Genomic DNA, 21,351 nt, shown 5'->3' on the forward strand with positions numbered 1-21,351 from the left:
AATCATGCAAGACAGTCGAGGCCGTAGATCGGTCTTCAATAACAACAACTCAGGGTTGTCAGCCCACCATGAACATTCTGTACGACGAACGTGTCGACGGTGTATTGCCTCTCGTTGATAAAGGCCAACTGTTCCTGGCCCTGCGCGAGCACTTGCCCGACCTGGACATTCTCCATCGAGAAGAAGAACTCAAGCCTTATGAGTGCGATGGTCTTTCCGCCTATCGCACCACGCCAATGCTGGTGGTATTGCCCCAGCGCATCGAACAGGTAGAAACCCTGCTCAAGCTGTGCCATGAGCGCAAGGTTCCCGTGGTCGCCCGTGGCGCTGGCACAGGCTTATCGGGTGGCGCCCTGCCGCTGGAAAAAGGCGTGCTGCTGGTCATGGCCCGTTTTAATCAGATTCTGCAGATTGACCCCGCCGCGCGTCTGGCCCGTGTACAACCCGGCGTGCGCAATCTGGCAATATCCCAGGCCGCAGCGCCCTATGACCTTTATTACGCCCCGGACCCGTCCTCGCAGATCGCCTGCTCCATCGGTGGCAATGTCGCCGAGAACGCCGGTGGCGTGCATTGCCTGAAGTACGGACTGACCGTGCACAACCTGCTCAAGGTGGACATTCTCACGGTCGAAGGCGAGCGCATGACCCTCGGCTCCGACGCCTTGGATTCGCCAGGCTTCGACCTGCTGGCGCTGTTCACCGGCTCAGAAGGCATGCTCGGCATCATCACTGAAGTCACGGTCAAACTACTGCCCAAGCCGCAGGTCGCCAAAGTGTTGCTGGCCGCCTTCGACTCGGTGGAAAAAGCCGGGCGCGCAGTGGGCGACATCATCGCCGAGGGCATCATCCCTGGCGGACTTGAGATGATGGACAACCTGGCGATTCGCGCCGCTGAAGACTTTATTCACGCGGGCTACCCGGTGGATGCCGAAGCCATCCTCCTGTGCGAACTGGACGGCGTCGAAGCCGATGTCCACGACGACTGCGACCGGGTTCGTGCCGTACTGGAAAGAGCTGGCGCAACCGAAGTGCGCCTGGCTCGCGATGAAGCCGAACGTGTCAGGTTCTGGGCCGGGCGCAAGAACGCGTTCCCGGCGGTCGGGCGCCTGTCGCCGGATTATTACTGCATGGACGGCACCATCCCACGCCGAGCATTGCCAGGGGTGCTCAAGGGCATCACGGCGCTGGCCGAGGAATATGGGCTTCGTGTAGCCAACGTCTTCCATGCCGGTGACGGCAATATGCACCCGCTGATTCTGTTCGACGCCAACCAGCCCGGCGAACTGGACCGCGCTGAAGCCTTGGGTGGGAAAATCCTCGAGCTGTGCGTCAAGGTCGGTGGCAGCATCACCGGCGAACACGGGGTCGGCCGCGAGAAAATCAATCAGATGTGCGCCCAGTTCAACAGCGACGAACTGACCTTGTTTCATGCGGTGAAAGCGGCGTTTGACCCAAGCGGCCTGCTCAACCCCGGCAAGAACATTCCGACCCTGCATCGCTGCGCCGAGTTTGGTGCCATGCATGTGCATTTGGGGCAGTTGCCCTTCCCTGAACTGGAGCGTTTCTGATGCTTGCCCAACAGAATGTCGACGCCAGCGCCGCGTTGCTGGAACAGGTTTATCAAGCGCTGCAAAATGCCACCCCCCTGCGTATTCAGGGGGGCAACAGCAAGGCGTTTCTGGGACGCGAGGTCGCTGGCGAAATCATCGACACCCGCGCACATCGCGGCATCGTCACCTATGACCCGACTGAGCTGGTGATCACCGCCCGCACCGGTACGCCGTTGAGCGAGCTGTGTGCGGCACTGGAAGCCGCCGGGCAAATGCTGGCGTGCGAACCGCCGTCGTTCGGCGACGCCGACGAGGCCACGGTCGGCGGCATGGTCGCCGCCGGATTGTCCGGGCCTCGTCGGCCCTGGTCAGGCTCGGTGCGTGATTTTGTTCTCGGCACACGGGTCATCACCGGCCTCGGTAAACACCTGCGCTTCGGCGGCGAAGTGATGAAAAACGTGGCCGGTTACGACCTGTCCCGGTTGTTGGTTGGCAGCTATGGCTGTCTCGGTCTGCTCACCGAAGTGTCGCTCAAAGTTCTGCCAAAACCGCGCCAATGCATCAGCATTGCCCTGGAAATGAACGCGGAGCAGGCCCTGCTAAAACTGGCCGAATGGGGCCAGCAGCCGTTGCCGATCAGCGCCGCCAGCCATGATGGCCGCGTGCTGCGTCTGCGCCTGGAAGGCGGTGAAGGTTCAGTATCTGCCGCCCATGATCGCCTCGGAGGTGAGCTGCTCGACCCGATTTACTGGCGCGAACTGAATGAACAGCGCCTGGGGTTTTTCGACGAAGGTCAGCCACTGTGGCGCCTATCGCTACCCAACAACACCGGCACCCTCGCCTTGCCCGGCGAGCAGTTGATCGATTGGGGCGGCGCCCAGCGCTGGTTGAAGTCCGATGCGGAGGCTGAAGCCATTCGCGCTATTGTCAGCGAAGTCGGCGGCCACGCGACCTGCTACAGCCATGGCGTCAGCGACAGCCCGTTCCAGCCGCTGGGCAGCCCATTGCTGCGCTATCACCGCCAACTAAAGGCACAACTCGACCCGAAGGGGATTTTCAACCCGGGCCGAATGTACGCAGAGATCTAAGCCATGCAGACCACGTTGAGTGAACATGCCAAACGCCTGCCGCGTGCCGAAGAGGCCGAAAGCATCCTGCGCACCTGTGTGCATTGCGGATTCTGCAACGCCACCTGCCCAACCTATCAGCTGCTGGGTGATGAGCTGGACGGCCCACGCGGGCGTATTTACCTGATCAAGCAAGTACTTGAAGGCCACCACGTTACCGAAAAAACCCAGCTGCACCTGGACCGCTGCCTGTCCTGCCGCAACTGCGAGACCACCTGCCCGTCTGGCGTCGATTACCACAACCTGCTGGACATCGGCCGGGCCGTGGTGGATGACGCCGTTCCTCGTCCACTGGGCCAGCGCCTGCTCCGTCAGGGTTTGCGTGCAGTGGTGCCGAACCCGTCGCTGTTCAAGACGCTGGTCCAACTCGGCCAGGCTTTTCGCCCCCTGCTGCCTGAATCACTCGCGATCAAGTTGCCTCGCGTGGTACACCCGGCCAAGGCGCGACCGATCCAACAGCATGCGCGGCGTGTATTGATGCTCGAAGGGTGCGTACAGCCTGGGCTGTCACCCAATACTAACGCCGCCACGGCACGCGTACTGGATCGTTTGGGGATCAGCATTACAGCGATCAGCCAGGCCGGTTGTTGCGGCGCGGTGGATTACCACTTGAATGCACAGGAAGCCGGCCTGAACCGTGCCCGTCGCAATATCGACGCCTGGTGGCCGAGTATCGAAAGCGGTGCCGAAGCCATCGTCCAGACCGCCAGCGGGTGTGGCGCGTTCGTCAAAGACTACGGGCACCTGCTCAAAGACGATCCGGCCTATGCTGCCAAAGCGCAACGGGTCAGTGCCTTGACCCGCGACCTGGTGGAAGTGCTACGCGATGAGCCCTTGGAAAAGCTCGGGGTCGAGAGTGACCTGCGTCTGGCGTTCCATTGCCCTTGCACCTTGCAGCACGCACAAAAGCTCGGTGGCGCAGTCGAAAGCGTGCTCACCCGGCTAGGCTTCAACCTCACCGCAGTACCCGACGGCCATCTATGCTGCGGCTCGGCAGGTACCTATTCACTGACCCAACCCGAGCTGTCGCGGCAACTGCGCGATAACAAGATGAATGCACTGGAGAGCGGCAAGCCACAGGTGATCGTCACCGCCAACATCGGCTGCCAGACCCATTTGGACAGCGCTGGCCGGACCCCGGTCAGGCACTGGATCGAACTGGTCGAAGAAGCGCTGCACTAATCGACTGCATAATTTTTTATTACAGCCCCTATTGCTGCCCTATTGGAGAGCCACATGAAAACCAAAGCCATTTTGAGCCAGACCGAAGTCAGCCAGATCCTCGCCGCCGCTCGCGCTGAAGCACAGAAAAACAACTGGGCAGTGTCCATCGCGGTGGTCGATGACGGCGGCCATCCATTGGCCCTGGAGCGTCTGGACGGCTGCGCACCGATTGGCGCCTACATCGCCACCGAAAAAGCCCGCACCTCTGCGCTGGGCCGTCGCGAATCCAAAGGCTATGAAGACATGGTCAATGGCGGGCGCAGCGCCTTCCTGTCTGCCCCCCTGCTGACCTCCCTCGAAGGTGGCGTGCCGGTGATTGTCGATGGTCAGGTGATTGGCGCCGTGGGCGTGTCCGGGGTCAAGGCAGATCAAGATGCACAGATTGCAAAAGCCGGCGCTGATAGCCTGAACGGCAAGTAAGCCGAATAGACCGCCTTTGCGAATACCTTCGCTCCCACGATTGGAGACCCCAAGATGACTGATTTCGTTAACTGCCAGCGCCTGAAAGTGGCCGCCAACCTGCAACGTTTTGTCGATGAGGACGTGCTGCCGGGCACGGGTCTGGACCGTGATGCGTTCTGGACCGGCTTCGATGCCCTGGTGCATGAACTCGCACCGCTGAACCGTGCCCTGCTTGCCGAACGCGATCGGTTGCAGACTGAACTGGACACTTGGCACCGCGCTCATCCCGGCCCGGTGAGCGACATGCCGGCTTATCGCGCGTTCCTCCAGTCAATCGGCTACCTGCAACCGCAGCCAGCCACCGTGCAAGCCAGCACCGCCAACGTCGACATCGAGATCAGCAGCCAGGCTGGCCCGCAATTGGTGGTGCCTGCCGTAAATGCCCGCTACGCCCTGAACGCCGCGAACGCCCGCTGGGGCTCGCTGTATGACGCGCTGTATGGCACCGATGCCATCGCTGAAACTGAAGGTGCGGAAAAAGGCAGCGGTTACAACCCTGTGCGCGGCGCAAAAGTCGTGGCCTTCGCCCGCGCCTTTCTTGACGAAGCCGCTCCGCTGGCCAACGGCTCGCATACCGATGCGCAAAGCTACCGCGTAGACGGTGACCAATTGCTGATCACCCTGACCGACGGCAGCCAGACCCAACTCAAGCAGCCGGAAAAATACGTCGGCTACCAGGGCCAGGCACTGCAACCGACCGCCATCCTCCTGAAGAACAATGGCCTGCACGTCGAAATCCAGATCGACGCCAACAGCACCATCGGCCGCACCGACGCTGCGGGGGTGAAAGACCTGCTGATGGAAGCGGCCGTGTCGACCATCATCGACTGCGAGGATTCGGTAGCCGCCGTGGACGCCGATGACAAGGTGTCGGTCTACCGCAACTGGTTGGGCCTGATGAAAGGCGACCTGACCGAGGACCTCGAGAAAGGCGGCAAAACCATCACCCGTCGCCTCAACGCCGACCGTGAATACACCGCTGCCGACGGCAGCACGCTAACGCTGCACGGTCGCTCGTTGTTGTTCATACGCAATGTCGGCCACTTGATGACCAACCCGGCGATTTTCGACGGCGAAGGTCACCAGATACCGGAAGGTATTCTCGATGGCGTGATCACCAGCCTGATCGCCGTGCATGACCTGGCTCGTCGCGGCAACTCGCGCACCGGCAGCGTGTACATCGTCAAACCGAAAATGCACGGTCCGGCCGAGGTCGCGTTTGCCGAGCAATTGTTCAGCCGTATCGAAGACCTGCTCAAGCTGCCGCGCAACACCCTGAAAATGGGGATCATGGATGAAGAGCGGCGTACCAGCGTCAACCTCAAAGCCTGTATTGGTGCGGCGTCGGCGCGGGTTGCCTTCATCAATACGGGCTTCCTCGACCGCACGGGCGACGAGATGCACAGCTCGATGGAAGCTGGCGCAATGCTGCGCAAAGGCGAAATGAAAAACACGCCGTGGATCAAAGCCTACGAACGCAGCAACGTGCTGGTGGGCCTGGCGTGCGGCCTGCGTGGTCGAGCGCAGATCGGCAAGGGCATGTGGGCGATGCCAGACTTGATGGCCGACATGCTCGAGCAGAAAATCGGCCATCCCAAGGCTGGTGCAAACACGGCATGGGTGCCCTCACCGACCGCGGCCACTTTGCACGCACTGCATTATCACAAGGTCGATGTGCGGGCGATTCAGGAGGAACTGGAACAGGTCGATCTGGCCAGTGTCAGCGAGCAAATCCTCAACGACCTGCTGACGATTCCTGTCTCGGCGGACGCCAAGTGGACTGCCGGGCAGATTCGCGAGGAAGTTGAAAACAACGCCCAAGGTCTGCTGGGCTATGTGGTGCGCTGGGTCGAACAAGGCGTGGGCTGCTCCAAGGTGCCGGACATTCATAACGTCGGCCTGATGGAAGATCGGGCAACGCTGCGGATTTCCAGCCAACACATCGCCAACTGGTTACGCCATGGCGTGATCGATAAAGCGCAAACGCTGGAAACCCTGCAGCGTATGGCTGCGGTCGTCGATCAGCAAAATGCCGGGGACCCGCTGTATCGGCCGATGGCCGCCGACTTCGACGCCTCCATCGCCTTCCAGGCGGCTTGCGCACTGGTATTCAAGGGCTGTGCGCAACCGAGCGGCTATACCGAGCCGTTGCTGCATGAATTCCGGTTGGCGTTTAAAAAACAGCAGGGCTAGGGCAAACCCATGGGGGAGCGAATGAGTTCGCTCCCCCATGATTGAAGACAGCCGATATTTTTCAGTGGGGCTTTGGGGTCACGTACTTTCCCGCATCACCAATTCAAACCCCAGGTCCACCTGCGGCACCTGCGCAACCCCTTCCATCAACCCGAGCAACAACTGCGCGGCCCGTTGACCGACGGCTTCGCGTGGCGTGCGGATCGATGTCAGGCGCGGGACCATGTGCGCAGAACCAGGCAGGTCGTTGAAGCCGATCAGCGCCACGCGTTCGGGGATGGCGATACCCCGCCTCAGGGCTTCCAGGGTCGCTCCTTGGGCCAAGTCATCGTTGCAGAAGAAAACCGCATCAACGTCCGGATGGGTCTCCATCAATTGCGCAAACAACTCACCGCCCAGACCAATGGACGAAGGCAGCGGCGACATCACTTCGAGCGCCGGATCATGCAGTCCGGCTTCACGCAGGACACGCCGAAAACCTTCGCCACGCTGCAACACCCGGGGATCAAGTTGCGCCGCAATGTAGGCCAGGCGCCGCCGACCGCGCCCCAGCAAATGCCTGGCCGCTTCGGCACCGGCTTGTTCCTGAGAAAACCCCACGCAATAGGCACCCCGCGCAGGGTCCAGCTCCATCATGTGCACGCAGGGTACGCCGCTGGCGGCGAGTAACTGGCGCACGGCGGGTGTGTGGTCGAAACCGGTCAACAACAACCCCCGTGGCCGATTAGCCAGGTAGGTGCGCAGCAGGTTTTCTTCCTCGACGGGCGAGTAGTGGTAGTTGCCGATTACTACTTCCAGGCCACGCGTGCGCAATACGCCTTGAATTGCTTCCAGGGTTTCAATGAACAACTGGTTGGTCAGCGACGGCACCAGCACCACCACCGTCTGGCTTTGTGATGAGGCCAGTGCGCGAGCGGCCGGGTTAGCGACATACCCCAAGTTCTGCGCGGCAGCCCGGACTTTTTCTACCAACTCCGGCGCGACAGTGGCGATACCGCGTAGCGCCCTTGAGGCGGTAATCGGTGAGACGGCGGCAAGCCGCGCAACTTCATTAAGGGTCGGACGACCCGTGGAGCGGGAACCAATGCGTGTCATGTGCTGCCAATAACTCAGAGGGGTTGCCAAAGATGGCGAATGCGCTCTAAGGTAGCGCTGTCTCACGGAGCCTCGCAACGCTTTATTCGTACTTAACGGTCACGAGTAACGTATGCACGGTCCGATGATTGACCGATTTGCCCATAACAATGACAAGAACTGGAAACAGCCTGGCCGGCCTTTTGTTCAAGCCGTCAAAGACAGCGCTGTCTCCCGCTGAGGTAATTATGAATACTGCTATTTCCGCCCTTGTCGTGATGGGTGTCGCCGGATGCGGCAAAAGCGTCATCGGCGCCGCCATCGCGCTGCGCAGCGACGGCCGCCTCATCGAAGGTGACGCCTTCCACTCTGCCGCCAACATCGAAAAGATGAGCGCTGGCATCCCCCTCAATGATGAAGACCGTGCCGGTTGGCTCGTCCGCCTGGGCGAAGAAATGGCCACCGCGTTGCGCAACGGTGAGCGTCCGATTGTCACCTGTTCTGCGCTCAAACTCAGCTATCGCGAAAAGCTTCGCGAGGCGGTGCCGGGGCTGGGTTTTATATTTCTCGAGCTGAGCAAGGAACTGGCAATCCAGCGCTGTGAGCACCGCCCAGGGCATTTCATGCCCGCGAGCCTGGTGGACAGCCAGTTCGCGACGCTCGAACCCCCTTATGGCGAACCCTTGACGCTGGTGGTCGATGCGACCCTCCACGTCGATACGCTGGGAGAACAAGCCGCCGCCTGGTGGAAAGCTTCGTGGCCACAAAAATAAAGCTGTGAACGCAAAAGATAGCGCTGTCTTGCACCCTGCAAACGGAATTGAACGCCACACTCATCAGTAGCTCCAAAAAACAAAGACAACTGGAGACGCACCTATGTTCGGCATGACCCAAGAGACGTACCTGCTCGTCGATGCACTGGTGACCATCATCGGCCTTGTGCTGCTGATCACCCGCTTTAAAGTTCACCCTTTCGTCGCGCTGACCATCGCCTCCGGCTTTTTGGGCCTGACCTCCGGCATGCCTGTGGACAAGGTCATGAAGTCATTCCAGGACGGCTTCGGCGGCGTTCTCGGCTTCGTCGGCATCCTCTTGGCGCTGGGCACCATGCTCGGCAAATTGATGGCTGACTCAGGCGGCGCCGACCAGATCGCCCGCACCCTGGTCCGACTGTTCGGCAAGGATCGTGTGCACTGGGCGATGATGTTCTCAGCATTCCTAGTGGGCATCCCGCTGTTCTTCGAGATCGGCTTCGTCCTGTTGATCCCGCTGGTGTTCATCGTGGCTCGACGCACAGGCTTATCGATTGTCAAAATCGGCATCCCCCTGCTGGCCGGGCTGTCAGCGGTGCACGGGCTGGTCCCGCCGCATCCGGGTCCGCTGCTGGCAATTGGCGTATTTAATGCCGACATCGGTAAAACCATTTTCTACGGTCTGATCGTCGCGCTGCCCACAGCGATGATCGCCGGACCGATCTACGGCAAGTGGATTTCACGCTACATTCCTGGCACACCGTCAAAAGAGTTGATGGACCAGATCGCCCAGGAGTCGACAACCGAAAACCTGCCGGGCTTCGGCATCACGCTGGTCACGATCCTGCTGCCAGTGTTTCTGATGCTGCTCAAAACCCTGGCCGACATCGTACTGCCGGACACCAGCATTATTCGGGTCTGGATGGACCTGATCGGTCACCCGATCACCGCCCTCCTCGCCGCCTTGTTGCTGGCGTTCTACACGTTTGGTGCCGCTCGCGGTTTCTCCCGGCAGCAGATTATGAAGCTGCTTGATCAGAGCCTGGCGCCTGTCGCGGCCATCGTCATGATCGTCGGCGCGGGCGGTGGTTTTAAACAAATGCTAGTCGCCAGCGGCGTGGGTGATGTGATTGGCCACATGGCGGTCCGTGCGGAAATTTCGCCGATTCTGCTGGCCTGGCTGGTTGCTGCGGTAATCCGCATTGCGACGGGCTCCGCAACAGTCGCAACCATCACCGGCGCGGGTATCGTCGCGCCAGTAGTGGCCATGATCCCAGGGGTAAACCGCGAACTGCTGGTGCTCGCAACGGGTGCGGGCTCGCTGATCCTGTCGCACGTCAACGATGCGGGCTTCTGGCTGGTGAAGCAGTACTTCAACATGACCGTCGCCGAAACCTTCAAAACCTGGACCGCGATGGAAACCATTCTGTCGGTGGTCGGGCTGATCTTCATTCTATTGTTGTCACTGTTGGTTTGACGGCCCCTCTGTCGCGAACGGATTCGCGATAGATCCGCGCTGAAACGGGCCCCCCCTCTCAGCTGCGGGCTGAATGAGCCACGTGATTGACAATGGCCTGGCTTGAATTCTTGACCGCCTCTAAAACGGCCTTGGGCAACAATAGCGCCGCTCTATAAAGACCTTTAAACACCTCTGGCTTTTTTGCGCTCTTTGCTACTCTTTTCACCACAATAGTCAGCAAACGTTGGCGTTTGAGGGATAATGCTTAGACGCGCAAGCACCAAGCAGGTGCACTATTCGTCCACTTGCGGGGTGACTCGATGACAGATGTGCGTTTCAAGGGAATTAAATTTGCACTTATGACGTCTTAGGGATGGACGCATTCGGATGTACTCGGCAACAATCACACCCAAGGCACACGCCAGCCTCTTGGCAGAGGCGCTTCAAGAGGCCATCAAGGAAAAGATCATGTTGATACTCACCCGAAAAGTAGGCGAAAGCATAAACATTGGTGACGACATCACCGTTACGATTCTTGGCGTTCAGGGCCTTCAGGTCCGGCTAGGTATCAATGCTCCAAAAAATGTTTCTGTGCATCGTGAAGAAATTTACAAACGTATCCAAGCCGAGATCGCACCCCACCAAGACCCCCAATGAATTCGAAATTGCATCCCCACTACTGAGCACTCTGCCCTCTTTGGGCAGAACAGCTACCCGGCGTCTAGATGACGCCGTTTTTTTTGTCTTCCCCGCGCTGCTAGCGATCAGCTGTCAAGATGAGCGTTCCGGGGTTGCAAAACGAATCAGCCGCTCACCGAGCTTCACCTTCGCCCAGGCGATGAACGTTCGCGAACGAATCGACACCCGCCGCGATGGCAGGTAAACAAGCGAAACCGGCAATGGTTCGGGCTGGTAATCAATCAGCACTCTTTCAAGTTGCCCGGCATCTATCAGGTCCTGGACCTGATAGGACAGAAAAAACCCGATTCCCAACCCACTGAGGCAGGCAGAAATAGCCGTGTCACCGTTATTCGTGGTCATGCGGATATTGGTTATTTTCACCGGCAGCGGCTTGCCGTTCTCTTGCAGCATCAACTGGGTCCCCCCGAGCACTCCAGCAAGGCAAATGAAGGGCGCGCCGTTGAGGTCATCCGGTGTCTTGAGAGTCCTAAGCTCAGCCAGTAATGCAGGGCTGGCACACAGATAACGGCGCACCTGCCCCACGCGAGACACCACCAGATCCGGGGCGGTGACGTGGCCGATTCGCACCGCGACGTCGATCCCTTCTTCCAGCAAGTCAGTCACCCGGTCGATCAGGCTCAAGTTCACTGTCACCTTGGGATAGCGAGCCATGAACCCGTTGAGCACCGGGGCTACGTGATGACGACCGAACAGCACCGGGGCCGTGATCGACAAAGGACCGCTGGGCTCACTCTCCTTGTCGCGGAACACATCCTCAATGTCGCCGATTTCACGAATCACCGTACGACAGACATCGGCGTACAGTTTGCCCTCCTCCGTGATCCGCACATGTCGGGTGGTGCGTTCGAACAAGCGCACACCCAAGTGCTGCTCCGTAGAGGCCAATACCCGGACCACGGTCGGCAGTGAGACATCGAGCTTTTCCGATGCGGCCGTAAGGCTGCCATGCTCGATTATCGCCAATACCACCCGCATCGCTTGAACCGTGTCCATCACTTGCCTCGCTAATTACTCCAAATTACGGAGTAAAGATCTTCTCTTTACAGCATTTATTCAAGCGCCTGCGAGCACTAGCATCATCACCTGCACCACAACGGCCCCATTCCATGCAGCCCTTTAAAGGTGATTGCCATGAAGCTCTATTCCCGCCCCCTCTCCGGTCATGCCCATCGTGTTCGTCTGTTTCTGTCGTTGCTGGGTATTGAGCATTCTCTGATCGAAGTCGACCTTGCCGACCATGACTGGATCGTCGCAGGCCCCCACCCAACGCTGGCTGATGTCGCGCTGTACAGCTACTTCGCTCAAGCCCCTGAAGGCAATGTCGACCTCGCAGGCTATCCTCGGGTAAACCGTTGGCTGGTTCGGATCGAAGCATTACCAGGCTTTGTTCCCTTTCAGAAAACACCCGCAGGCCTGGCCGCAATTGCCTAATCCCAGGTCCTAAAGGATTGGCTAAAGGACCGGTGCATGGGCACTTTCAGCAGGGTCCATGCGCGATGAGGGAGGTGATCTGTCATGAGTAACGAACAACCTCAACGACCTCACTCACCCTGGCACGCAGGTGAACGCGCCTTGCAGCACAGCGTCGGGGTAGCCGAGAAAATGGGTGAACTAGGCAGCAGGATCATCCGTGATCAGATCATCGAGCAGCACCGTGCGTTCTACCCGCAGTTACCTTTCGTCGTGCTCGGTACGGTCGATCCCGAAGGGGATGTGTGGGCAACCCTTCGCGACGATGAGCCAGGCTTTATGCATGCGGTCGATCCATACCGTCTGCACCTGCAATTACCACGCAATACCAGTGACCCGGCGGACAGAGGCATGGATGACGGCCTGGCCATCGGTTTGTTGGGGATTGATTTACTGACCCGTCGACGCAACCGGCTTAATGGCACCCTCAAACGCAGCGACGATCACAGCTTCGACATTTCCGTCGAGCAGAGTTACGGGAATTGCCCGCGCTATATTCAACAGCGGCAACTCAGCGTCCGAAGTGACTCACGTCCGGCAACGGTTCAATGGATGGAGCAGCTGGATACCGACGCGCGCGATCTGATCAACAGCGCATATTCTTTTTTTGTCGCGTCTTACGTCGACGATACCCCGAGCGGGCGACAGGTCGATGTGTCCCACCGCGGAGGGACATCAGGTTTCGTGCGACTGGATGAGGACGGCACGCTGACGATTCCGGACTTCGCCGGCAATCTATTCTTCAATACCTTAGGTAACTTTGTCCTCAATCCGAAAGCAGGTCTGGTGTTTGTCGATTTCCCCACAGGCGACCTGCTGCAAATGACAGGCGATGTGGAGCTTATTCTTCACTCAGGCACCCTCAGCACCTTGGAAGGTGCCGAGCGGTTATGGCGTTTCAGCCCGCAACGTATCGTCAGGCGCTCGAATGCACTGGCATTACGTTGTTGATCAACCAAGCCTGACGGCAGCTCCCCTACTCACTGACGGCCGGGAGCTGGGGTACCCGTGCCGCCGTGCCCGGAACGACGCGCCCACAGTCTTAGTCCGAAGACGTCAGACGCTTGACTATCTTGTCCTTCACATGCAGGCGTTTTTCCTTGAGCTTCCTGAGCTGTTCATCGGTAACGTTTCCGGCTGACCCGGATTCAGCGTCAACCACTTCAGCGTCTATCGAGTTGTAGGATTCGAGCAGTTGGCTGAGCCTGTCGTCGGCGTCTCTGCGCCTGGTGATCTCTTCCTTGGTGATATTCAAATCCTTGAGCAAATTATGTTTGACCGGCATGTTGTCACCTCTGTTAAACCTGCAGTGATCGTAAGGTTATGAGGCTGGCTCCTGGAAAAGGTTCGTTATTTCTGCCGGTCCAACCCGCACAGTGGGTGAATCGGGTAACCCGATCACCACGCATGGACGCCAGCAGATCGGTTCGTGATGGAAGCCTGGGCATGCCGGGGCTCGATATTGTCTGGGGGACATGGACTGGAGATCAATGTTCGCGCAAACGCCGTGCTTCATAGGCTTTAAGGTGAGTGTAGGCGAATTCAAGAACCGACAAATCTGCTGTCGACAGCCCTGCCGCGTCACGGCGTGCGACCAGATCACCGAACATATGCTCGACTTCGATGGCGGCACCACGTTCGATGTCTCGCAGCATGGAAGAGGTCATCTTCGACCCGGGAGTCGTCAACATATTCACAAAGCGCTCATGCGCCTGCGGGCGCAGCGGGTAACCGGCCTTGGCGGCGATCTCGGCGCACTCATCCAGCAATCTCAATACCAGTGACTCACCACCTGCGGCGAGCACATCACCGACCGTAGAGCGCATGGAGCAGGTAACGCCAGCACCGGTGGCGATAAAACACCATTTTTCCCACATCTCCTGAAGGATGCTTGAGCTGAGGTTAGCCTCAAAACCCGCGCCGACCAACTCATCCGTCACGCGCTGAATACGTGCGCTCACTTGCCCATCCAGTTCGCCAAATGTTAATTGGTTGGTGTCATTCAGATGCACGATGGTGCCCGACGCATCGCGGTCCACAGAGATCAGGCACTGCCCGCCCAATATATTCGTATGACTGAAACGTGCGGCCAGGCGATCTAGATGCGCCATGCCATTGAGCAGCGGCAGAATCATCGTTTCAGCCCCCACCGCTGCTGCAAAAGACTCCATCGCCGCGTCGAGATCGTAGGCCTTGCAACTAAGGAGAATCAGGTCATAGGGAGTATCCAGTGCCTGGCTCAGCACATAGGGCGGATCAGGATAATCGACGTTGCCCAACGGGCTTCGCACGATCAGCCCGTCACGTTCAAGCTCTTCGGCGCGACGAGGCCTGACCAGAAACGTCACGTCCCGCGTCGCCTCCAGCAGTCGTCCACCAAAATAACCGCCGATCGCACCGGCTCCAACGATCAAAATGCGCATGGCTGTCCAACCTCTGCCGAGCCGTTGAGAGGGTCTGCATGAAAGATAAGAATAGATGATAAAAAGCGCTCTTCAACAACAGATATCCCCCTCATCAGTTGTCCCCAGGCACTAAATCGCAGGCAAAAAAAACCCGAGTAGCCAAAGACCACTCGGGACGAGAGAGTTAGCTCAACGCTGAATACATCTTATATTTTGAAGGGTGTGAGGTCTGGCCAGAAAAGTGGCAAGCCACTGTCTAAACGCTCGCTCAAGCTACGGCTGGGGACTCCCCGTTCAGCCAATGCTGCGGCTCCCAATCGTGCTGATATAGCGTCGATGACAGCGCGGCTGGCGTCGTTATGAAACTGCCAGACGCCGTAGATTCTCCCATCGAAGGACGGCTCGCTGCCCAGGCGCGGGTCAATCCCAAGCCCCGAGCCCAGACCGAACAGATACAAACCGTGTAAGCGCCGCCCCGCCAGATCCAAAGGACAGCCTGAAGGGTCGGAATCAAGACCGCCCTTCACCTCGCGCAGGGTGATCGGCGTGCCATCGGCGTATTTGAGTTCAGGTATCCGAGGTTGATAACCCGTGCATTGCACCACCACATTCGATTCAGCCAACGCTTGGCTCGCACGTTCATACTGCCGGGCGGGGCCATTTCGAGTTTGCAGGAGATGGACCCGGACCCCGTCCGCACCTATTCGGCCGCGCTCAAGAATGTCCCGGCCCACGTCTAAAGCGCGATAACGCAAGCCGCCTGACCGGTTGACCCGGCCTGATACCGGGCAAATATCATTGACCGGATCAAACTCGTAGCCGTTCGCCAATGCCTGATCGGCACTTTCATAGAACAAACGGATTTGCGAGCGATGCACCAAAGTCAGCTCTTCCAGACCAACGCTTTGCAGTGCGCTGGCGAGGTTTTCCAGCACGGAAAAAGCACTATGAGAACCACCGACCACTGTGAATCGCCCCCCTGCGGCGAGGGTCGGCGCAAAATGTTCGCGCAACTCTGAGGCACTCATACGCAGCACTGTATCGGCACTTTGAATACTGGTCGACGGAGGCAGCGATAACCCCTGATCTGCCAGTGCGTTTAGCAGATGCTGCGGATCTTGACGGCCACCAAGGTTGAGTACCAGCGTACGGCACAGAATCGCCTGAGCACGCCCCTCGTGTTCGACCCAGACCTGAAACGCATCATCGTCGCTAACCACTTCCGTGATCGTGGTGCTGCTCCACACCTGAACGTCATAACGTTGAACGATAAAATCCAGCACCAGTTTCGACGCTTCTGCCAGCAGTTCCCCTACGTCTGATAGCCGTGGTGCGACAAAAGCCTGATCGCGGATGCGCCAATACGCCGCGCTGTGCTCCAACGGTTCAAACACTTCGCGCAATGCCGGATCACGCAGGCAATCGAGAAATACATCGCCCACAGAGTTGGCCGTAATCTGGTATTCACCCAATCTACCAGTCCCCGGATGAGGACTGGCGTCGACGATAATCAATCCGTCGCGCGTTAAATCAGGCAAGGCTCCGCTTTTCAAGGCATTGAATATCAGCCCCATGCCAGCAGGGCCAGCCCCTCCTACCAAACAACCGCAGACTACTTCCAGTTGATCTCCATACATGATAATTGACTCCGTGTTTAAATTCAGGTCGTCTTTCTGTGGTCAGAGTGACGTGTCAAGTCCGTCCTAAAAAAGCAGGGATAACCGTTAGCGTCGTGTTTGAATAGAAGAGGATGAAAAGTGGGGAATAACTAACGAGGGGAAAACAAGAAGGCGTTAGCGCAAGCCTCATTGGTGGGCTTGGTACGATGCTTCTTCCTCTGCGTTGCGCGGGAACATGCAACGTCATTCGGTAACTGCTCCTCGATAACTTATTTATCTTTATCGCAGGCAACGCTACCGCTGGGGCCAAATCTGGATGCCCTATTAATAGGCATTGTGTGGAGCGTTCCAAAAAAACATCCACACAGCGGTTCAACGATTCGCCCTGGAACAGCCTTGGCTTAAGTACTTAACTTAGGCGCCAAAACCTCGACCAATAATTTCAAAATTTCAGGAAAGTGTCAAATTACAGACTCATTACAAAAAACGTTACACTTACTCATTAACTGCATGATAGATATGGTTATTTTTTTTTGACGTTAAAAAGCCATCATTCACATGCAAAAAGTTTATTTTAAATAATCGATTTGGCGCGAGGATTTCTGGGCATGAGTGGCAGCCAGACAAGGAGCGGGCATAAAAATGGAGGAGGGAGAAAACCCAAAAAAGGTCTAACGAAAGGCGATTGACAACAACGTGGATTGACCGCCTGCAAGGCCCAGTCTAGACGGCAAGTTGACATAAATAGCCGGATGAAAATGACTGAGCCCCTGTAGCCGGGGAGTGCCACCCGCACGTTTAGCGAGCGTGACACATCACTAGAACCCGTAGTCCCCTGGGCCCAAGGGCGAGCCTCACCCGGCGTAGCGGGCCTGTGTATGCAGCTGACCATGGTTAGCCAGGTCATAACGCAGCTCAGCCACCAATTCGCATATATCCCGACTGTTATTAAGCCGGTCCAAAGAAATGCCCGTGACGATCAAATCGACCCGGTCGGATTGAGGGTCGGAAATTTGAACGGTCAATGAGAAATCAGGCGCCACCGTGCACTTGCAGCGCAACGGCAAAAAGGCACGTTCGATAATACCTCGTAGTTCCAACGTGGAAAGCCTGTACGCAATCATGTGCAGTCTCCTCGCAGCAGGCCGGGTCAAGATCCAGACACTGGCTACATCTATTTATTAGGGTACAAGGATTTCGTCCATGGTCGTCAAATAAACGGCGTCTATTACTTGAACGTCCTTAACTCTATACCCGCCCCCTGTGCGGGGCAATGCCATGTTAACGAGGGTGTACACAATCAATTGGAACGGCCTGATTTATAAAATGCATAGAAGAAACGTTTCATCTTTTACGGATGATAACAATACCGGCGGAACACACCCGTTTGACCACATTTACCTCATAAAAAATAAAAAAAACCGTTACGTCTCAGACCACCTTCCGTCGGCTGACTTCACGCAAGCGTCATGACTCGCTTCTTGCGAGTCGCAGATGAATCAGCGCAACCCTGGCGCCGTGTTTGTCTTGACGCTCGTCCACGGCATACGGCTGAAAGCCGAGCTTGGGGTAGAACAACAGACCCGGGACGTTGCGGTTGAAACACGATGCAGTCACCTCCCGGGCCTCGTGCTTATCGAAAGCGATATCAATCATGTAGCTGATCAGATAACGCCCCACACCTCGCGAGCGAGCATGGGGGGAAATGATGACATTACCCAGCGAACAACGGCCCCGAAACTCCCAACGAGAGAAGTTTGCGAAACCGACTACTGTGCCATCCATTTCAATCACGGTGGAGTCGGAGCAGTGGGTGATAGCCTCTTTTAGCTGATGCGGAGTCAGCGGATAAGTGGCCTTGGGAAACATATAAAACAGCTCGTCGGCGCTCTGTGGAAATTCACAGATAACCGGGATGTCTTTTTCTTCCAGGGGGCGATGAAGAAACATAGCTGGATAACCTCTCGAAGCATCAGGAGCACACGCATAGTAAGGACACTATATGCGAAGGATAGAGCAACTACATCCTTGCTAAAAAAACCCCTGAGAACCTAAGTTCACAGGGGTCAAGGCACTGCGCTCTCAGTAACGGGTCAAGGCATCCCCAGCCAATTGGGCAGGGCCATCGAGATGAAGGGGACGTAGGTCACCAAGATCAGGAACGCCAGAAGGATCATCAGCCACGGCATGGCGGCCCGGATTGTCTGGCCGAGGGTCAGCCCGGTTACCGCCGAGGTGACGAACAGGTTCAGTCCCACCGGTGGGTGCACCAGACCGATCTCCATGTTCACCACCATGACGATGCCCAGATGGATCGGGTCGATGCCCAGCTTCATGGCAATCGGGAAGAAAATCGGTGCCAGGATCAACACGATGGCCGACGGCTCCATGAAGCTGCCGGCCACCAGCAATACGATATTGACCATGATCAGAAAACCAATGGGCGTCAGGCCTTCGGAAATCACCCATGTCGTGATTTGCTGCGGAATCTGTTCGGTGGTCAGGACGTGGGCGAAGAGCATGGCGTTAGCGATGATGAACATCAGCATGATCGACAGCCGTCCGGACTCCATCAACACTTTCGGGCAGTCACGGAACCGCATGTCCTTGTAGACGAACAACGCAACGAAGGCCGAATAGACTGCTGCCACCGCCGCTGCTTCCGTCGGGGTGAACATGCCGCTATAGATACCGCCGAGGATGATCACAAGCAGCAGCAAGCCCCAGAATGCACGCCGTGCGGTGTGCAACCACTGACGAAAGCTGACCCGTGGCTGTGCCGGTAACTTCTTGACCCTGGCGACGATGTAGATCACCACCATCAAGATCACACCGAGCAAAATCCCGGGGACAATGCCGGCGATGAACAACTTGCCCACCGAGGTTTCAGTCGCGGCGGCGTACACCACCATGACGATGGACGGCGGGATCAGGATGCCTAGCGTCCCCGCGTTACAGATGATGCCTGCGCCGAACTCTTTTGGATAACCGGAGCGCACCATGCCTGCCACCGCGATGGAGCCAACGGCAGCCACCGTCGCCGGAGAGGAGCCAGACAATGCCGCGAACAACATGCAGGCCAGCACAGCGGCAATCGCCAATCCTCCACGAATGTGCCCGACGCAAGCGTTGGCAAAGTCGATCAGGCGTTGCGCAACGCCGCCGGTGGTCATGAACGCGCCCGATAACAGGAAGAATGGGATCGCCAGAAAGGTGTAGCTGTCAGACGTTTCAAACAGCTTGATCGCCAGCGAACTCAACGAGTCCTGACTGAACAAGAGGATGGAAACCGCCCCGGACAGACCCAGCGAAATCGCGATCGGCACGCCCAGGAACATAAAAACGAACAGCAGCAGGAACAGACAAAGAACCGTCATCAGTGGTGCTCCTCGCTCGAACTGGCGAGTTTGCTCGCTTCGGCCGCCTCATCTGCCAGCCCGAGACCGAGTTGACGATGGGTGAAGATGCGCCAGAAAATTTCCACGTACCGGATGAATACCAGGCCGAAACCAAGGGGCACGATCGCGGCGATGTACGAGACCTTAATGCCGAACTGATCGAGGTCCTCAGCACCGATATTGGCGATGAACACGGCCGACACCCATTTGTAGCTGGCCACCACGAACAATCCGGCGTAAGCCAGGCAACACACGCACGCGAGCATTCCCAGCAGGCGTTGCATGCGCCGTGGCGTCAGCCTGACCAATGCGTCCACACCCAGGTGCCCGGCGGTACGCACTCCGTAGGACATGCCAAAGAAAATCAACCAGCCGAACAGCGCCTTGGTCAGCGCCACACTCCAAGTCATTTCCTGGGCAATCCCCATTAAGTGGTCACCGATACTCGAGAAAAAAGCGCTGCTCACCACCCACTTGTCGCTCAGGGTGTAAAAGAACGTATAGATGTTGTTGAACATCACGTAGACGAATGTAACCAGGGTCATGGCGGCCAGCAGGAAGGCAATAACGGCTTCCTCCAGATGCTCCCAAAGTCGCGTCAGCGATTGCATAGAAGTTCTCCGAACGTAGAGAGAGCAGCCGCTCAGATCAGAACGGCCGCGCAGACATTGCTGTCTGTACCGATCAGTTGTCGGTAAACATCAAGGTGCTTTGTTGGAGTCGTCAGCAGCTTTGATCAGATCGGGACCAATTTCAGCCGAGAACTTTTCCCATACTGGACGCATCGCTTTTCGCCATTCCGCGCGTTGCTCAGAGGTCAGTTCGATGACTTCGCTGGTTTTGGCGTCGATGATTTTTTGCTTGGCGCTCTGGTTCAGCGCTTCAGCTTGCCTGTTCACTTCAATCGAGACCTCGTCGAGGATTTTTTGCAACTCGGTGCGGATATCTACTGGCAGGCCGTTCCAGAACCTGGAGTTGGTGATGACCATGTAGTCGATCAAGCCATGGTTGGATTCAGTGAAGTACTTCTGCACTTCATTGACCTTTTGGCTTTCATAATTCGACCACGTGTTCTCGGTGCCATTGACCGTACCGGTCTGCAACGCTTGATAGACTTCGGCGAAGCTCAACTTACGCGGGTTGGCGTGTACGGCCTTGAATTGCTCTTCGAGCACGCTGGACGCCTGGACCCGGAACTTCAGGCCGCGTGCATCTTTAGGCACGCGCAAAGGCTGGTTGGAGGAGAGTTGTTTCAGGCCGTTGTGCCAATAGGCCAGCCCGTGAATGCCTTTGTCGTCCATGGAGGTCAACAACGCTTTGCCCTGCGGACCTTGCTGAAAACGGTCGACCGCTGCCAGGTCATTGAACAGGAATGGCAGGTCGAAGATTTGCACCTGTTTGGTGTACTGCTCAAACTTGGCCAGGGACGGAGCCAATAACTGCACATCACCCAAGAGCAATGCTTCCATTTCCTTGCCGTCGCCGAACAGGGACGAGTTCGCATAGACCTCGACTTTCACCTTGCCCGCCAGACGTTCCTCGGCGAGTTTCTTGAACAGCAAAGCGCCCTGCCCTTTGGGCGTATTTTCAGCCACGACGTGAGCGAACTTGATAATTATGGGGTCGGCTGCCTGCGTCAGGCTGGCGATGGACACTGCGGCGGCGCATAGGAGCGCGCGGGTCACCTTCAACATCGATTTCACCTTTTTATTGTTGTGATTATTTTTGAGGGAGCTTTTAAAGCGCTGGTACAAAGATGCACAAGGCCGCGCGTTTAGAGAATTTGCATTTTTATAATCCAGCGTTTGGTTTAGCTGAACGCTGGCACTTTGTACCCATGGTCGACTCTGAAGCCCCTGTGGCGTGGGGATAAACCCTCGAAGACTATTGACCCAAAGCAGTTATCGTACAACGAG

20 protein-coding genes are annotated in these 21,351 nt (G+C 57.4%); 10 read left to right on the forward strand and 10 right to left on the reverse strand.

All coding sequences use genetic code 11. The annotated features are described in order from the left end of the window. Positions 1–68: 68 nt before the first annotated feature. Genes glcD through RHM55_RS04390 form a run of 5 tightly spaced genes read left to right on the forward strand, consistent with a single transcriptional unit; the run spans position 69 to position 6,556 of the window. Positions 69–1,568: a glycolate oxidase subunit GlcD gene (gene glcD / locus RHM55_RS04370; RefSeq protein ID WP_322179682.1), complete on the forward strand. Its 1,500-nt coding sequence runs from the start codon at positions 69–71 to the stop codon at positions 1,566–1,568. Next, complete coding sequence (gene glcE / locus RHM55_RS04375) at positions 1,568–2,638, forward strand: glycolate oxidase subunit GlcE (protein WP_322179683.1); 1,071 nt, start codon at positions 1,568–1,570, stop codon at positions 2,636–2,638. The genes glcD and glcE overlap by 1 nt, the downstream gene beginning before the upstream one ends. A gap of 3 nt (positions 2,639–2,641) precedes the next feature. Then, positions 2,642–3,859, forward strand: a complete 1,218-nt coding sequence (gene glcF / locus RHM55_RS04380) for a glycolate oxidase subunit GlcF (RefSeq protein WP_322179684.1) — start codon at positions 2,642–2,644, stop codon at positions 3,857–3,859. 54 nt (positions 3,860–3,913) lie between these two features. Continuing rightward, a complete protein-coding gene (locus tag RHM55_RS04385; RefSeq protein WP_322179685.1) occupies positions 3,914–4,321 on the forward strand; it encodes a heme-binding protein in 408 nt (135 codons plus the stop codon). 54 nt (positions 4,322–4,375) lie between these two features. Beyond that, on the forward strand, positions 4,376–6,556 hold the full coding sequence (locus RHM55_RS04390; protein WP_322179686.1) for a malate synthase G: 2,181 nt from the start codon (positions 4,376–4,378) through the stop codon (positions 6,554–6,556). Positions 6,557–6,634: 78 nt separating this feature from the next. Here the strand turns inward: RHM55_RS04390 and RHM55_RS04395 are convergent, their stop codons facing one another. Further along, positions 6,635–7,651, reverse strand: coding sequence for a LacI family DNA-binding transcriptional regulator (locus RHM55_RS04395; protein WP_322179687.1), 1,017 nt, complete (start codon positions 7,649–7,651; stop codon positions 6,635–6,637). A gap of 257 nt (positions 7,652–7,908) precedes the next feature. On the opposite strand from RHM55_RS04395, the gene RHM55_RS04400 reads away from it, so the two are divergent. The 3 genes from RHM55_RS04400 (at position 7,909) to csrA (ending at position 10,498) form a co-directional block, all read left to right on the forward strand. Continuing rightward, the gene (locus RHM55_RS04400; RefSeq protein ID WP_322182734.1) at positions 7,909–8,403 is read left to right on the forward strand and encodes a gluconokinase; all 495 of its coding nucleotides are present in this window, start codon (positions 7,909–7,911) and stop codon (positions 8,401–8,403) included. Positions 8,404–8,506: 103 nt separating this feature from the next. Then, the gene (locus RHM55_RS04405; RefSeq protein WP_322179688.1) at positions 8,507–9,859 is read left to right on the forward strand and encodes a GntP family permease; all 1,353 of its coding nucleotides are present in this window, start codon (positions 8,507–8,509) and stop codon (positions 9,857–9,859) included. A gap of 450 nt (positions 9,860–10,309) precedes the next feature. Continuing rightward, complete coding sequence (gene csrA / locus RHM55_RS04410) at positions 10,310–10,498, forward strand: carbon storage regulator CsrA (protein ID WP_219060851.1); 189 nt, start codon at positions 10,310–10,312, stop codon at positions 10,496–10,498. A gap of 114 nt (positions 10,499–10,612) precedes the next feature. On the opposite strand, the gene RHM55_RS04415 is transcribed toward csrA, so the two are convergent. Next, complete coding sequence (locus RHM55_RS04415) at positions 10,613–11,536, reverse strand: LysR family transcriptional regulator (RefSeq protein WP_322179689.1); 924 nt, start codon at positions 11,534–11,536, stop codon at positions 10,613–10,615. A gap of 138 nt (positions 11,537–11,674) precedes the next feature. Between RHM55_RS04415 and RHM55_RS04420 the strand changes: the two genes are divergently transcribed. Together RHM55_RS04420 and RHM55_RS04425 are read left to right on the forward strand one after the other, a co-directional pair. Beyond that, positions 11,675–11,974 carry a glutathione binding-like protein gene (locus RHM55_RS04420; protein ID WP_322179690.1) on the forward strand — a complete coding sequence of 100 codons (300 nt, stop codon included), beginning with the start codon at positions 11,675–11,677 and terminating at the stop codon, positions 11,972–11,974. A gap of 84 nt (positions 11,975–12,058) precedes the next feature. After that, on the forward strand, positions 12,059–12,964 hold the full coding sequence (locus RHM55_RS04425; RefSeq protein ID WP_322179691.1) for a pyridoxamine 5'-phosphate oxidase family protein: 906 nt from the start codon (positions 12,059–12,061) through the stop codon (positions 12,962–12,964). 91 nt (positions 12,965–13,055) lie between these two features. On the opposite strand, the gene RHM55_RS04430 is transcribed toward RHM55_RS04425, so the two are convergent. From RHM55_RS04430 to RHM55_RS04465, 8 genes are all read right to left on the reverse strand, one after another. After that, positions 13,056–13,298, reverse strand: a complete 243-nt coding sequence (locus RHM55_RS04430; RefSeq protein ID WP_322179692.1) for a YdcH family protein — start codon at positions 13,296–13,298, stop codon at positions 13,056–13,058. A gap of 202 nt (positions 13,299–13,500) precedes the next feature. Further along, entirely contained in the window at positions 13,501–14,436 is a 936-nt protein-coding gene (locus tag RHM55_RS04435; RefSeq protein WP_322179693.1) for a ketopantoate reductase family protein, read from the reverse strand. Positions 14,437–14,624: 188 nt separating this feature from the next. Then, complete coding sequence (locus RHM55_RS04440; protein ID WP_322179695.1) at positions 14,625–16,055, reverse strand: pyridine nucleotide-disulfide oxidoreductase; 1,431 nt, start codon at positions 16,053–16,055, stop codon at positions 14,625–14,627. Positions 16,056–16,891: 836 nt separating this feature from the next. Continuing rightward, positions 16,892–17,161: a DUF1652 domain-containing protein gene (locus tag RHM55_RS04445; RefSeq protein ID WP_322179696.1), complete on the reverse strand. Its 270-nt coding sequence runs from the start codon at positions 17,159–17,161 to the stop codon at positions 16,892–16,894. 343 nt (positions 17,162–17,504) lie between these two features. Beyond that, positions 17,505–17,987, reverse strand: coding sequence for a GNAT family N-acetyltransferase (locus RHM55_RS04450; protein WP_322179697.1), 483 nt, complete (start codon positions 17,985–17,987; stop codon positions 17,505–17,507). 143 nt (positions 17,988–18,130) lie between these two features. Beyond that, entirely contained in the window at positions 18,131–19,414 is a 1,284-nt protein-coding gene (gene dctM, locus RHM55_RS04455) for a C4-dicarboxylate TRAP transporter large permease protein DctM (protein ID WP_219060643.1), read from the reverse strand. Then, positions 19,414–20,046, reverse strand: coding sequence for a TRAP transporter small permease (locus tag RHM55_RS04460; RefSeq protein ID WP_322179698.1), 633 nt, complete (start codon positions 20,044–20,046; stop codon positions 19,414–19,416). The genes dctM and RHM55_RS04460 overlap by 1 nt, the downstream gene beginning before the upstream one ends. Before the next feature lie 90 nt (positions 20,047–20,136). Next, on the reverse strand, positions 20,137–21,129 hold the full coding sequence (locus tag RHM55_RS04465; protein ID WP_322179699.1) for a TRAP transporter substrate-binding protein: 993 nt from the start codon (positions 21,127–21,129) through the stop codon (positions 20,137–20,139). Positions 21,130–21,351 lie beyond the last annotated feature (222 nt).

It is taken from the genome of Pseudomonas sp. MH9.2 (assembly GCF_034353875.1).
GTDB lineage: Bacteria > Pseudomonadota > Gammaproteobacteria > Pseudomonadales > Pseudomonadaceae > Aquipseudomonas.

Excerpts from the sequence above, each read along its gene's own strand:
- RHM55_RS04395 (WP_322179687.1), bottom strand. The coding sequence starts at position 7,651 with ATGACACGCATTGGTTCCCGCTCCACGGGTCGTCCGACCCTTAATGAA.
- RHM55_RS04460 (WP_322179698.1), bottom strand. The coding sequence starts at position 20,046 with ATGCAATCGCTGACGCGACTTTGGGAGCATCTGGAGGAAGCCGTTATT.
- dctM (WP_219060643.1), bottom strand. The coding sequence starts at position 19,414 with ATGACGGTTCTTTGTCTGTTCCTGCTGCTGTTCGTTTTTATGTTCCTG.
- RHM55_RS04385 (WP_322179685.1), top strand. The coding sequence starts at position 3,914 with ATGAAAACCAAAGCCATTTTGAGCCAGACCGAAGTCAGCCAGATCCTC.
- glcF (WP_322179684.1), top strand. The coding sequence starts at position 2,642 with ATGCAGACCACGTTGAGTGAACATGCCAAACGCCTGCCGCGTGCCGAA.
- RHM55_RS04430 (WP_322179692.1), bottom strand. The coding sequence starts at position 13,298 with ATGCCGGTCAAACATAATTTGCTCAAGGATTTGAATATCACCAAGGAA.
- RHM55_RS04415 (WP_322179689.1), bottom strand. The coding sequence starts at position 11,536 with ATGGACACGGTTCAAGCGATGCGGGTGGTATTGGCGATAATCGAGCAT.
- glcD (WP_322179682.1), top strand. The coding sequence starts at position 69 with ATGAACATTCTGTACGACGAACGTGTCGACGGTGTATTGCCTCTCGTT.
- RHM55_RS04400 (WP_322182734.1), top strand. The coding sequence starts at position 7,909 with ATGGGTGTCGCCGGATGCGGCAAAAGCGTCATCGGCGCCGCCATCGCG.
- RHM55_RS04465 (WP_322179699.1), bottom strand. The coding sequence starts at position 21,129 with ATGTTGAAGGTGACCCGCGCGCTCCTATGCGCCGCCGCAGTGTCCATC.
- RHM55_RS04425 (WP_322179691.1), top strand. The coding sequence starts at position 12,059 with ATGAGTAACGAACAACCTCAACGACCTCACTCACCCTGGCACGCAGGT.
- RHM55_RS04440 (WP_322179695.1), bottom strand. The coding sequence starts at position 16,055 with ATGTATGGAGATCAACTGGAAGTAGTCTGCGGTTGTTTGGTAGGAGGG.
- RHM55_RS04390 (WP_322179686.1), top strand. The coding sequence starts at position 4,376 with ATGACTGATTTCGTTAACTGCCAGCGCCTGAAAGTGGCCGCCAACCTG.
- RHM55_RS04420 (WP_322179690.1), top strand. The coding sequence starts at position 11,675 with ATGAAGCTCTATTCCCGCCCCCTCTCCGGTCATGCCCATCGTGTTCGT.
- csrA (WP_219060851.1), top strand. The coding sequence starts at position 10,310 with ATGTTGATACTCACCCGAAAAGTAGGCGAAAGCATAAACATTGGTGAC.
- RHM55_RS04405 (WP_322179688.1), top strand. The coding sequence starts at position 8,507 with ATGTTCGGCATGACCCAAGAGACGTACCTGCTCGTCGATGCACTGGTG.
- RHM55_RS04450 (WP_322179697.1), bottom strand. The coding sequence starts at position 17,987 with ATGTTTCTTCATCGCCCCCTGGAAGAAAAAGACATCCCGGTTATCTGT.
- RHM55_RS04435 (WP_322179693.1), bottom strand. The coding sequence starts at position 14,436 with ATGCGCATTTTGATCGTTGGAGCCGGTGCGATCGGCGGTTATTTTGGT.
- glcE (WP_322179683.1), top strand. The coding sequence starts at position 1,568 with ATGCTTGCCCAACAGAATGTCGACGCCAGCGCCGCGTTGCTGGAACAG.
- RHM55_RS04445 (WP_322179696.1), bottom strand. The coding sequence starts at position 17,161 with ATGATTGCGTACAGGCTTTCCACGTTGGAACTACGAGGTATTATCGAA.